The 12,517-nt window shown below is 65.4% G+C and carries 9 protein-coding genes; 4 read left to right on the top strand and 5 right to left on the bottom strand.

Features of this window, described 5'->3' with window-relative positions:
• Window positions 1-30 precede the first annotated feature (30 nt).
• From RBT42_RS07815 to RBT42_RS07805, 3 genes are all read left to right on the top strand, one after another.
• On the top strand, window positions 31-1,464 hold the full coding sequence (locus RBT42_RS07815; RefSeq protein ID WP_320363809.1) for a circularly permuted type 2 ATP-grasp protein: 1,434 nt from the start codon (window positions 31-33) through the stop codon (window positions 1,462-1,464).
• Window positions 1,465-1,592: 128 nt separating this feature from the next.
• On the top strand, window positions 1,593-2,549 hold the full coding sequence (locus RBT42_RS07810; RefSeq protein WP_320363978.1) for an alpha-E domain-containing protein: 957 nt from the start codon (window positions 1,593-1,595) through the stop codon (window positions 2,547-2,549).
• 90 nt (window positions 2,550-2,639) lie between these two features.
• The gene (locus RBT42_RS07805) at window positions 2,640-3,284 is read left to right on the top strand and encodes a hypothetical protein (protein ID WP_320363807.1); all 645 of its coding nucleotides are present in this window, start codon (window positions 2,640-2,642) and stop codon (window positions 3,282-3,284) included.
• A 43-nt stretch (window positions 3,285-3,327) separates the two neighbouring features.
• Here the strand turns inward: RBT42_RS07805 and RBT42_RS07800 are convergent, their stop codons facing one another.
• The 4 genes from RBT42_RS07800 to RBT42_RS07785 all read right to left on the bottom strand — a co-directional run bounded on the left by RBT42_RS07800 (window position 3,328) and on the right by RBT42_RS07785 (window position 7,783).
• Window positions 3,328-3,600: an oxidative damage protection protein gene (locus tag RBT42_RS07800; RefSeq protein WP_320363806.1), complete on the bottom strand. Its 273-nt coding sequence runs from the start codon at window positions 3,598-3,600 to the stop codon at window positions 3,328-3,330.
• 29 nt (window positions 3,601-3,629) lie between these two features.
• Complete coding sequence (argA, locus tag RBT42_RS07795; protein WP_320363804.1) at window positions 3,630-5,012, bottom strand: amino-acid N-acetyltransferase; 1,383 nt, start codon at window positions 5,010-5,012, stop codon at window positions 3,630-3,632.
• A gap of 44 nt (window positions 5,013-5,056) precedes the next feature.
• On the bottom strand, window positions 5,057-6,166 hold the full coding sequence (locus tag RBT42_RS07790) for a GGDEF domain-containing protein (protein WP_320363802.1): 1,110 nt from the start codon (window positions 6,164-6,166) through the stop codon (window positions 5,057-5,059).
• 129 nt (window positions 6,167-6,295) lie between these two features.
• A complete protein-coding gene (locus RBT42_RS07785) occupies window positions 6,296-7,783 on the bottom strand; it encodes an amidase (RefSeq protein ID WP_320363799.1) in 1,488 nt (495 codons plus the stop codon).
• A gap of 9 nt (window positions 7,784-7,792) precedes the next feature.
• On the opposite strand from RBT42_RS07785, the gene hrpA reads away from it, so the two are divergent.
• Complete coding sequence (gene hrpA, locus RBT42_RS07780) at window positions 7,793-11,824, top strand: ATP-dependent RNA helicase HrpA (RefSeq protein ID WP_320363797.1); 4,032 nt, start codon at window positions 7,793-7,795, stop codon at window positions 11,822-11,824.
• Here the strand turns inward: hrpA and RBT42_RS07775 are convergent, their stop codons facing one another.
• The gene (locus RBT42_RS07775; RefSeq protein WP_320363976.1) at window positions 11,825-12,517 is read right to left on the bottom strand and encodes a membrane integrity-associated transporter subunit PqiC; all 693 of its coding nucleotides are present in this window, start codon (window positions 12,515-12,517) and stop codon (window positions 11,825-11,827) included.

Genomic DNA, 12,517 nt, shown 5'->3' with positions numbered 1-12,517 from the left:
CAACGTGTGAGCCCGATGAGAGACCAAGCGATGCGATTCTTTGACGAAATGCACAGTGCCGAAACGGCGGTGCGCGATCACTACAAGGTGTACGAGCGCTGGTTGGCACGTCAGGCGGGAGATTTGATGCGCGCCCGTCGCGACGAAGCCGAGATGATCTTCCGCCGCGTGGGCATCACCTTCGCGGTGTATGGCGACAAGGACGAGGATGGTTCGGGCACCGAACGCCTCATTCCTTTCGACCTGATCCCGCGCATCATCCCGGCGTTCGAATGGCGCGAGATGGAGAAGGGCCTCAAGCAGCGGGTCACCGCCTTGAACCGCTTCCTGGACGACATCTACCACGACCAGGAGATCCTCAAGGCGGGCGTCATCCCGGCCGAGCCGGTGCTGAACAACGCCCAGTTCCGCAAGGAAATGATGGGCCTGAATGTGCCGGGCGGCATCTACGCCATCATCGCGGGGATCGACATCGTGCGCGCCTGCAACCCGGATGGCTCGGGCACCTACTACGTGCTCGAAGACAACCTGCGCGTGCCCAGCGGTGTGAGCTACATGCTCGAAAACCGCAAGATGACGATGCGGCTCTTCCCCGAACTGTTCGCCGAGCACCGTGTGGCCCCCGTGGCGCACTATCCTGACCTGCTGCTCGATACCCTGCGCACCGTGGCGCCCGCGTCCGTCAACGAGCCCACCGCTGTGGTACTGACCCCGGGCATGCACAACTCGGCCTACTTCGAGCACGCCTTCCTGGCGCAGCAGATGGGCATCGAGCTGGTGGAGGGACAAGACCTCTTCGTCAAGGACGACTTCGTCTACATGCGGACCACCCGCGGTCCACAGCGCGTGGACGTGATCTACCGCCGGGTGGACGACGACTTCATGGACCCCGAGGTCTTCCGCAAGGATTCGACCCTGGGCGTGGCCGGCCTGCTGCGCGCCTACCGTGCGGGCAATGTCACGCTGGCCAACGCCTTCGGCACCGGCATCGCCGACGACAAGTCCATCTACCCCTACGTGCCCAAGATGATCGAGTTCTACCTGGGCGAAAAGCCGATCCTGCAGAACGTGCCCACGCACATCTGCCGCGAGCCGGACGCCCTGAAGTACACGCTCGACAACTTGGCTGATCTGGTCGTCAAGGAAGTGCATGGCGCGGGTGGCTACGGGATGCTCGTCGGCCCGGCCGCCACGAAGGCCGAGATCGAGGACTTCCGCAAGGTGCTGCTGGCGAGCCCCAGTAACTACATCGCCCAGCCCACGCTCTCGCTGTCCACCTGCCCCACCTATGTCGAGTCCGGCATCGCGCCGCGCCACATCGACCTGCGGCCCTTCGTGCTGTCAGGCAAGGAGGTGCAGATGGTGCCTGGAGGCCTGACCCGTGTGGCCTTGAAAGAAGGCTCGCTGGTGGTCAACAGCTCACAGGGCGGCGGCACCAAGGACACCTGGGTGCTGGAAGCGTAAGACACCGACACAAGAAGGGACGCATCATGCTCAACGAACGCATTGAAGACCATCTGCCCGCCCATCTGATCGAGACTGCCACGGGGGCTTTGCGTGCCAGCAATGCCTCACACCTGGAGATCAAGCCCATGCTGTCGCGCACCGCCGACCACCTGTTCTGGATGGCCCGTTACATGGAGCGTGCGGAAAACACCGCCCGCCTGCTTGATGTGAATTACCAGACCTCATTGTTGCCGCAGTCCAGTGACGCGGCCATGCAGGGCTGGAAGGCCTTGCTGAGCATCAGCGAGTTGATGGCCGACTACCAAAAGCGTTTCGAGACCGTCAATGCCCGCGACGTGATGGCCTTCATGGTGACGGACGCCCACAATCCGTCGAGCATCCTCAGCTGCCTGCGAGCGGCTCGCGAGAACGCACGTGCGGTGCGCGGCGCCTTGACCACCGAGGTGTGGGAGACCATGAACCAGACTTGGCTGGAGTACAACCGCCTGGTCAAGGAAGGGGCGCTGGCGAAGGACCCGGGTGAGCTGTTCGAGTGGGTGAAGTTCCGTTCGCACCTGTCACGCGGCGTGACCCTGGGCACCATGCTGCAGGACGAGGCCTTCCACTTCCAGCGCATAGGTACCTTCCTCGAGCGCGCTGACAACACCGCGCGCCTGCTGGACGTGAAGTTCCACGCACGCAACACCGAGTTTTTTGGATCGGGCGTGGGCAACGAGGGCAAGGAGGTCGACTTCTATCACTGGTCGGCCGTGCTGCGGAGCGTCTCGGCCTTCGAGGTGTACCGCAAGGTCTACCGCAACGTCATCCGCCCAGAAAAGGTGGCGGAGCTGCTCATCTTGCGCGCCGAAATGCCGCGCTCTCTGGTGTACTGCATGGACGAGGTGGTGAGCAATCTGCGCGCGGTGGCCAATGACCAGAGCCATGAAACCATCCGCCGCGCCGGCCGCCTGCGTGCCGACCTGCAGTTCAGCCGCATCGACGAGATACTGGCCACCGGCCTGCATGCCTACCTGACCCAGTTCCTCGACCGGGTGAGCGACCTGGGCTATGGCATTAGCCGGGATTTCCTGATGCCCGCGTAAAGCATGACGATAATTGGCGGAAAATGAGATCAGATTTCTTCTATTTGTCATAATCGACCGCTTTTGGCCTGCTGAGAGCCTGAGCGTGAGATGAGTGTGCAATTGAAGTGGGGCCTGCGCTTTCTGCTGGCAGCGTTGTTTGTTTTGGGCTTGGCGCCCGTCTTCCTGGAGCGCGACACCGTGTTCCAACTCGGTGAAGAGACCGGGTTGATCGAGCGGGGCTCGGTGTGGGTGTGGCTGGCCGCTGCGGCCTGGACGCTGGGCCGCACCCTGCGTGCACGACGCTGGCTACCCTTGGCCTTCGTGCTCGTGATGGTGTTGATGGGCGTGCGTGAGGCGGGCCTGCCGCCGGAGCTCGTGCCCAGTGGCAAGGCCTTGCTCAGTTGGCGTCACTACGTCGATGCCAGCATCGACCCCCTGCGGCGCCTGATCACCGGTGGGCTGGTGCTAGCCTTCCTGGTGTCCTTGATTGCCAGCGTGGTGGCCACCTTGCGGTATCTGTGGCGGGCACAAGGCTGGCGGCGGCCAGACGGTCAGTTCCTCGTGTTGGCGTTTGCCTTGCTTGTGGTGGCACAGTTTGCCGAGCGGTGGGCTGGCCACCAAAGCACGTCTGACACCGACATGGTGACCTTGTGGGCACTGATGCTGGAAGAGGGGCTGGAGCTTCTGGGGGGTGTTTTCACCCTGGCTGCCAGCACCTTGCGCGCGTGGTGGTTGTTCCGCCCCACCAAGTAAAAAGCCGACCCTCGGGTCGGCTTTTTCATGACGTCACTTGGCTTCAGGCCGAGGGCGGTACATAGCCTTGCACCTGCTCAGCTCCGGCGCCAAAGAAGAACTGTTCCATCTGGCGGGCCAGGTACTGGCGTGCGCGCGCATCGGCCAGGTTCAGGCGGTTTTCATTGACCAGCATGGTCTGGTGCTTGAGCCACATCTGCCAGGCTTCCTTGCTGATCTCGTTGTAGATGCGCTTGCCCAGCTCGCCCGGATAGGGAGCGAAATCCAGACCTTCGGCTTCCTTGTTGAGGTGCTTGCATTGGATGGTGCGTGCCATGGTGTCGTCTTGTCAGTTCTGAGAAAAAATCACTTCAGGTGCTTGACCAGCACCTTGGAGCGCCGGTCCCACTTGTAGCTGCGTTTGCGCGCTTCAGGCAACCAGATCGGGTCAACCTGCGCGAAGCCGCGCTTGATGAACCAGTGCATGGTACGCGTTGTCAATACAAACAGGGTGGATAGGCCCATTGCCCGCGCCCGCTGCTCGATGCGTTTGAGGATGCGTTCACCGTCGCCCTGGCCTTGCACATTGGGCGAGATGGTGAGGGCGGCCATCTCGGCCGTGCTGGCTTCGGGGAAGGGGTAGAGCGCTGCGCAACCGAAGATCACGCCGTCGTGCTCGATCACGGTGTACTGGGCCACATCCCGCTCGATCTCGGTGCGGCTGCGCTTGACCAGGGTGCCGTCCTGCTCGAAGGGCTCGATCAGCTGCAAGATGCCGCCCACGTCATCTGGGGTGGCCTCGCGCAGGCTCTCGAGCTTCTCGTCCACGATCATGGTGCCCACCCCGTCGTGGGTGAACACCTCCATCAGCAAGGCGCCGTCAACCCGGTAAGGGATGATGTGCACCCGTTCCACCCCGCCTTCGGTCGCCTTCACACCGTGCTGCAGGTAAAACGCTGTGTCGGTGGGTTGGGTGGGGTTGGGCAGCGCAGCCAGCAGGCGCTTGGCGTCGGCCAGAGCGAGTTCGGTGTCAACCTCTTCATCGGGGTCGTGCTGCCGGGCTTCCAGCTCTGCGGCGCGGTCCGGATCGGCGACGATGCTTTGCAAGATGCCGCGCACCTCGGTCACAAAGATGAGCTTGTCGGCCTGCAGGGCAATGGCCGCGCTGGTGGCCACGTCTTCCATGCTCAGATTGAAGGCCTCGCCCGTGTGCGAGAAGCCGAAGGGCGACAGCATCACCAGCGCGCCTGTGTCCAGGGCGCGCCGCACGGCGATCGCATCGATCTTGCGCACCAGGCCGGTGTGCATGAAGTCCACCCCATCGACGATGCCCACAGGGCGGGCGGTGATGAAGTTGCCGGAAATCAGGCTGATGGACGCGCCCGCCATCGGGGTGTTGGGCAAGCCCAGCGAAAACGCGGCTTCGATCTCGTAGCGCAACTGTCCGGCCGCTTCCTGGGCGCAGTCCAGCGCGATCGGATCGGTGATGCGCATGCCGTGGCTGAATTGCGATTCCTGCCCCTTGGCGCGCAATTGCTCTTCCAACTGGGGGCGAAAGCCATGCGCGAGCACGATTTTGATCCCCATGGCGTGCATTAACGCCAGATCCTGGACGAAGCTCTCGAGCTTGCCGGCGGCGATCAACTCGCCCGACAGGCCCACGACGAAGGTCTTGCCGCGGTGGGCGTGTATGTGCGGTGCCACCGACCGAAACCAGGGCACGAAAGTGTGGGGAAAGACCAGGTCCATGTGGGGCGCGCGATGAGAGGTGTGAGAAGCGTCAACGCGCCATATTATGGGCTTTGCATGAAGCGGTCACGCCCGGCTTCCTTGGCCTGATACAAAGCCTGGTCGGCACGCTCGATGGCGCTGGCCATGCTTTCGCTCGGGCGCAGGGTGGCCAAGCCGGCCGAGAAGGTGATCTGCACCGATGGGTGACTGTCGAGGAAGGGCTGGGTCTGGACTTGCTCTCGCAGGCGATGCAAGGCGATCAGGGCCTGCTCTGCCGAGGTGTCCGGGCACAGGACCAGGAACTCTTCGCCACCCCAGCGGGAGACCACGTCCGCGTCGCGCAGACAGGTGTCTGCCAGTTGCGCAAACCGCTTCAGGACCTCGTCACCCACCTGGTGGCCGAAGCTGTCGTTGACCCGCTTGAAGTGGTCCAGGTCCATCATGACCAGGGTGGTTGGGTGTGCCTGGCGCTGCAGGCGGTGCCATTCCTTGTCCAGCACCTCGTGCATGCGGTGGCGGTTGATCAGGCCGGTGAGGTGGTCATGGGCGGCCATGTGCTCGACCTTGGAGAGCGCGCTGGCGAGGGCTTCGCTCTTGAGCCTCATCTCGTGCCGCGTGTGGCTCACACGTTGTGCCACCCCGCAGACGGCCACGAGGATGGCGGTGACGTAAGCGCAGCGCAGGATGTCGCCGAACACCTCCGGCTCGCCTGGGTTGACGTACCAGTTGACGGCGGTGGTGCCGATCAACAGCAGGAACATGCCAAGGGTCAGCTGACGGATGCGCGGCGGCGACAGGGCAAACTGGGTGGGCAGCAAGATGGCGGGCATGAGGGTCAGCACGACGCCGCGAAAGTGCATGTGCACGGTCAGGTAGCCCATCGCCACGGCGAAGGCGCAGTAGACGCCTTGTGCCATGACCAGATTGGGGTCGGACCAGCGCTGGCTCAGCCCCGAGCGCAGCAGACCGTAAAATGTCACGCCACCCACCAACAGGCAGCCGAGCATGTAAGGTGTCAGAGCCGGAGAGGCGTAGCCCAGGTGCTGGGCGGCGAGGATCAGCCCGGCGTTGAACAGATAGAGTGCGCTCACCAACAGGGTCAGCCCAATGGCCGAATGGCGCTCGGGATTCGAACCCAGCAACAGGCGCAGCAGTGGTGGGGGCAAAACCATGAAACTCCAACAGTGACAGACCCGTCACGCTTGATCTTAGCGGCTGCGTCGCCTGCTTCCGAAAATCCGAGGCTTGTTCCCTGGGGGAACCGTGTATACGCCACGGACCCTCAGGTTTGAGTCAGGGCTTCAGGCTGACGCAGGGCGGGGCGCTTGACGCCACGGGCGGGCGGCCTCCAGTTGCGCGGCCAGTTGCAGCAACTGTGCCTCGCCGTTGAGCGGCGCCACAAACTGCACGCCCAGCGGCAGACCTTCGGGCGTGCGATACAGCGGCACCGACATGGCCGGTCGGCCAGTGAGGTTGGCCAGCTGGGTGTAGGGCGTCCAGCCCAGGTTGCTCAGCACCGTTTGTTTGAACTGGGGCGTGTCGCTGAGCCAGCCTGCCAGACCCAGACGCGCGGCCATGTCGCTCACCATGGCCAGGGCAGGGGGCGTGGCCAGGCTGCCAATGGGCGGGGGCGGTGCGGCCAGCGTGGGTGACAGCCACAGGTCATGGCGGGCGTGGAAGGCAGAGAGGGCCAGGTTGTGCTCGTGCCAGCGCGCCTCGCACTGCAGCAACTGCAGGGCCGAGGTGCGGCGACCGATGGCCGCCATCAGCCGGGTGTCGGGCTCGAAGTCTTTCACGCTGGCGCCGTAGGTGCGCTGGATGTGGTCGATGATGAAGGCCTGCGCGCAGAACCAGGCCAGCAGGAAGTCTTCGGCCAGTTGTACGCCGTTGAAGGGCGTGTCGCAGGGCTCGACATGGTGGCCCAGGTCGGTGAGCAAGGCGGCCGCATCGGCCACGGCCGCGATGGCCTGCGGGTCCACCGGGGTGCCGATGGGTGAGTGGGTGCTGTAGCCAATTCGCAGCCGCCCCGGGGGGCGTTGCAGGCATGACAGGTAGGGAACTTCGGGCGCGGGCATGTGATAGGGCGCGTGCGCCTCCGGGCCTTGCAGCACATCCAGCATCGCGGCGGTGTCGCGCACGCTGTGGGACACCACGCCCTGCACGGCCGCGCCGTTGAGGGCTTCGCCCATCATCGGGCCCATGGAGATGCGACCTCGACCGGCCTTGAGTCCGAACAGCCCGCAGGCGGCCGCCGGAATGCGGATCGAGCCTCCGCCATCGTTGGCGCCGGCCACCGGCACGATGCCTGCCGCCACGGCTGCCGCCGAGCCGCCGGAGGATCCACCGGGGGTACGGGTCGGGTCCCAGGGATTGCGGGCCGGACCCCAGGCCAGGGGCTCGGTCACGTTCTTGGCGCCAAACTCGGGCGTGTTGGTCTTGCCGAAGATGACCAGGCCCGCCTCACGCCAGCGGCGCACCACGTCGGCGTCCTCCGGCGCGGGCACGGCTTTCAGCGCACGGCATCCGCCCGACGAGGGCAGGCCCTGGAGGTCCTGAAACAGGTCTTTGACCAGGAAGGGCACGCCGGCAAACGGGGCCGAGGGGTCAAATGGCGCCAGCGCCCGTGCGCGCGCCGAGTCGTCCAGCCGCATCACGATGGCGTTCAGTGACGCGGTGGTGTCGGCGCGTGCCAGGGCCGCGTCCAGCAACTCGCTGGGATGAACCTCCCCCCGGCGAACCAGATCGGCCAGCCCCAGGGCGTCGTAGCGTTGGTAGTCGTCGAAGTGCATGGCGGGATAATGCGCACTTTTCCCCTGCGGCTTTCTCCAGTCTTACCCGTGTCCCTCCCCGCCATCACCTTTCCTGAATCCTTGCCCGTCAGCGGCAAGCGCGACGAGATCGAAGCCGCCTTGCGCGAGCATCAGGTCATCATCGTCTGTGGGGAGACGGGCTCGGGCAAGACCACACAGCTGCCCAAGATCGCGCTGGCGATGGGCCGGGGTGGCTGGGGCCAGCCGCGCGACCCGAAGGCGCCCCGGCATCTGCGCCCCAAGATGATCGGCCACACGCAGCCGCGGCGGATTGCGGCCTCCAGCGTGGCCAAGCGCATTGCCGAGGAGCTGAGCACGCCGCTGGGTGAGGTGGTGGGCTACAAGGTGCGTTTCCAGGATCGCCTGGAGCAGGGCGCCAGCGTCAAGCTGATGACCGATGGCATCTTGCTGGCCGAGACCCAGGGCGACCCCGACCTGCGGGCCTACGACACGCTGATCATCGACGAGGCGCACGAACGCAGCCTCAACATCGACTTCCTGTTGGGCTACCTGCGCCAGTTGCTGCCGCGTCGGCCGGACCTGAAGATCATCGTGACCTCGGCCACGATCGACGCCGACCGCTTTGCCAAGCATTTCGAATCCGCCAAGGGGCCGGCGCCGGTCATCATGGTCTCGGGGCGGCTCTTCCCGGTCGAGCAACGCTACCGCCCCTTTGAAGAGAGCCGCGAGTACGGCCTGAACGAGGCCATCACCGATGCGGTGGACGAGCTCTGGCGCGAAGGCAGTGGCGACATCCTCGTCTTCCTGCCCGGCGAGCGCGAGATCCGCGAAGCGGCCGACCACCTGCGCAAACACCTGGCCCACGAGCGCGTGGTGGCCGAGGTGCTGCCGCTGTTCGCCCGTCTGAGCCAGCAGGAGCAGGACCGCGTCTTCCAGACAGGTGGCCCCAAGCGCATCGTGCTGGCCACCAACGTGGCCGAGACCTCGCTGACGGTGCCGGGCATCCGGTACGTGGTGGACGCTGGCCAGGCCCGCGTCAAGCGCTACAGCTTCCGCAACAAGGTCGAGCAGTTGCAGATCGAGCCGATCAGCCAGGCTGCTGCCAACCAGCGGGCAGGGCGCTGCGGCCGGGTGGCCAACGGCATCTGCATCCGCCTGTACGACGAGAAGGACTTCAACGCCCGACCACGCTTCACCGACCCCGAGATCCTGCGCTCTTCGCTGGCCGGGGTGATCCTGCGGATGAAGTCGCTGCACCTGGGGCTGGTGGACGACTTTCCCTTCATCGAGCCTCCGCTGCGCAAGGCCATCGCCGACGGCTATCAGTTGCTCAACGAACTGGGCGCGGTAGACGACAACAACGAGATCACCAAGCTGGGCATGGACCTGGCCCGCCTGCCGCTGGACCCGCGCGTGGGTCGCATGATCCTGGAAGCCAAGGACCGCGAGGCGCTGGCCGAGGTGCTGGTGATCGCGGCGAGTTTGAGCGTGCAGGACGTGCGCGACCGGCCCATCGAGCAGCAACAGCAGGCCGACACCAAGCACAAGCAGTTTGACGACGAGCGCTCCGAGTTCATGGGCACGCTCAAACTGTGGAAGTGGCTGGACGAGTCGCGGGGCGGTCATCTGCATCAAGGCAGTGGCCAACCCCACCAGCCCGAGAAGCACAAGCTCAGCCACCGCAAGTACGAAGCCCTGCTGCGCGAGAACTTCATCAACCCGCGTCGCGTGCGCGAGTGGAAGGACGTCTACAGCCAACTGCACACGGTGGTGGCCGAGCACAAGTGGCGGCTGAACACGGCCCCCGCGACGTACGAACAGGTGCACCTGTCCCTGCTGTCGGGCCTGCTGGGCAACATCGGCTGCAAGAGCGACGAGGAAGACTGGTACCTGGGTGCACGTGGCATCAAGTTCTATAAGCACCCGGGCGCCAACCTGAGCAAGAAGCCGGGGCGCTGGATCTTGGCAGCCGAGCTGGTCGAGACCACGCGCCTGTTCGGGCGGGGCATTGCCAACATCGAACAACCCTGGCTGGTGCAAATGGGTGGCCACCTGCTCAGAAAGCAGTTGCTCGACCCGCATTGGGAAAAGAAGGCCGGGGAGGTCGTGGCGCTGGAGCGCGCAACGCTGTACGGCCTGGTCGTCTACAACAACAAGCGCGTCAACTTCGGTCTGGTTGATGCGCACAAGGCCCGCGAGATCTTCATTCGCGAGGGTCTGGTCAACCATGAGTGGGACACGCGCCTGCCCTTCCTGGCCGCCAACCGCAAGCTGATCAGCCAGGTCGAGCAGCTCGAACACAAGTCGCGCCGGCAGGACGTGCTGGTGGACGACGAGCTGATCTACGCCTTCTACGACGCGCAGATTCCGCCCGAGGTGATGAGCGGTTACAGCTTCGAGCGCTGGTACAAGGTGGCCAGCCGTGAGAACCCGAAGCTGCTTTACTTGAGCCGTGAAGAGCTGATGCGCCACGAAGCGGCTGGCATCACCAGCGCGGCCTTCCCCAAGGTGATCCGCATGGGCGGCGTGGACTGCGCGGCCACCTACCTGCACGAACCCGGCGATGCGCGCGATGGCGTGACGGTGACCATCCCCATCTTTGCGCTCAACCAGGTGCAGGAAGAGCCGGGCGAATGGCTGGTGCCCGGCATGCTCAAAGACAAGGTGCTGGCGCTGCTCAAGAGCCTGCACCAGAAGCCGCGTGCGCGCCTGGTGCCGCTGCCTGATTACGCCGAGTCCTTCGTGCAGACCGTGCCCTTTGGCCAAGGCGGCCTGATGGACGTGCTGCTCAAGGCCGTGCGCGACAAGACCCAGCTGGATGTGAAGCGCAACGACTTCAAGCTGGACATGCTCTCGCCGCACCTGTTCATGAACTACCGCGTGGTGGACGAGCATGGGCGCCAACTGGGCATGGGCCGCAATCTGGCGGTGCTCAAGGCCGAGCTGGGCTCGCTGGCCCGTGGCGCCTTCCAGGCCTTGGCGGCCTTGAAGGCGCAGGCGGTGGCTCAGGGCGGGGCGAGCGGTGCTGCGGCAGGCGAAGGGGCCGCTGCCTCTCAGACTGGAGCGCGACCCCAGACGGCGGGCAAGGCTGACGGTCGCGGTGCAAACCCCAGTGGCGGGCCTCAGCGCGTGCCCGCAGGTGCCCAGGGTGGCGCAGCCAAGGGCGGCTCAGGTGGCGCGTCCGGTGGTGCGGCTGTCAAACCTCAGGCGCCCCAAACCTTCACCGACTGGACCTTTGGCGAGCTGCCCGAGCTGATGGAGATCCAACGTGGCGGCCACACGCTGGTGGGCTTCCCGGCGCTGATCGACAAGGGCGCGCACGTCGAGATCGACATCTTTGACGAACCCGACGTGGCTGCGGCCAAACACCGCGCCGGCCTGCGCCGCCTGGTGGCCTTGCAGATCAAGGAGCCGCTCAAGTACCTGGAAAAGAACATCCCGGATCTGCAGAAGATGGCCATGGCCTACATGAGCCTGGGCACAGCGGATGAACTGCGCGACCAGATCATCGCCGTGGCGCTGGACCGCGCCTACCTGGCCGACCCGCTGCCCATCGATGCCGCCAGCTTCAAGGCCCGCGTGGAAGAAGGGCGCACCCGCCTGAACCTGATCGCACAGGAAGTGGCGCGCCTGGTGGGCACCGTGCTGATCGAGTACGCAGCGGCCACGCGCAAACTCAAAGACGCCAAACCGCCCAAGGACGTGGCCGACGACATTGCCGGTCAGTTGCAGCGCCTCATGCCCAAGCGCTTCATCGTGCAGACGCCCTACACGCAGCTGCAGCACTTCCCGCGCTACCTCAAGGCCATCACCCTGCGCCTGGACAAGCTCAAGGGCGACCCGGCGCGCGATGCGCAGCGCCTGACCGAGTTGCGCCCGCTGGACCAGCGCTACACCCGCCGCCTGGCCGAACTCAAAGGCGTGCTGGACGCCCGCACCGACGAGTTCCGCTGGCTGCTGGAAGAGCTGCGCGTGAGCCTGTTCGCGCAGGAGCTGCGTACGCCCCAGCCGGTCAGCATCAAGCGGCTGGAAAAGGCCTGGGCGCAGATCACGGCGTGATCACAGGCGCAGTTGCTGCGCCAGCTCGCGCGCGATGGCGGCATTGACGCGTGCCATGGCCCCAGCCTGCCCCGCAGGGTTGTCTTCCTGCACAGGTTCTGTCCAACGCACTTGGCCTTGACGTGGGGTGCTGGTGCTGCCTGGGGTCGGGGTCAGCGCCCAGCTCGCCTGGGCATGCAGGCGTCCCTGGGGCCGATCGTGGTCCAGTACGACAAAGCTCACTTGCAGGTTGCCCGCACTCGGGGTGGCATTACACGCGTCTTCACACACCGCGCCTGCGCCCAGCAGACCATTCAACTGCGCAGCCAGGTGGCGCGTGAGGCCGATCTCGACACGCTCCGCCCATCGCACGCCCGGCCACTCCGCCAAGGTGGCGGCGCTGTCGCGGTAGCGCACGCGGTTGCTCTGCAGGTACTCCGGGATCTGTACGCGCAGCAGGCGCAGCTGTGGGGTGCCACGCGGCGCGATGGCGGCGGCGACAGGCGTCGAGGCACTGGCGGTGGCGGTGGCGGGGGGAGACGCCAGCGGCGTTGCCGGGCTCACTTCCCAAGGCAAGGACAACCAGCTGCGCTCAGGCGGGGTGCTGGCGCAGCCCGCCAGGGTCACGCCCAGCGCCACATACAGCGGCAGGCAACAGGCTCTGAACGCACGCCCGGGCTGTGCCCTACGCTGGACTGGTGAAACAGCTTGCAT

Origin of the sequence: Aquabacterium sp. (assembly GCF_034003525.1) — a bacterium.
Classification (GTDB): domain Bacteria; phylum Pseudomonadota; class Gammaproteobacteria; order Burkholderiales; family Burkholderiaceae_C; genus Aquabacterium.
The sequence above is the reverse complement of the archived record's forward strand: the minus strand, read 5'-3'. Positions and strand labels throughout refer to the sequence as shown.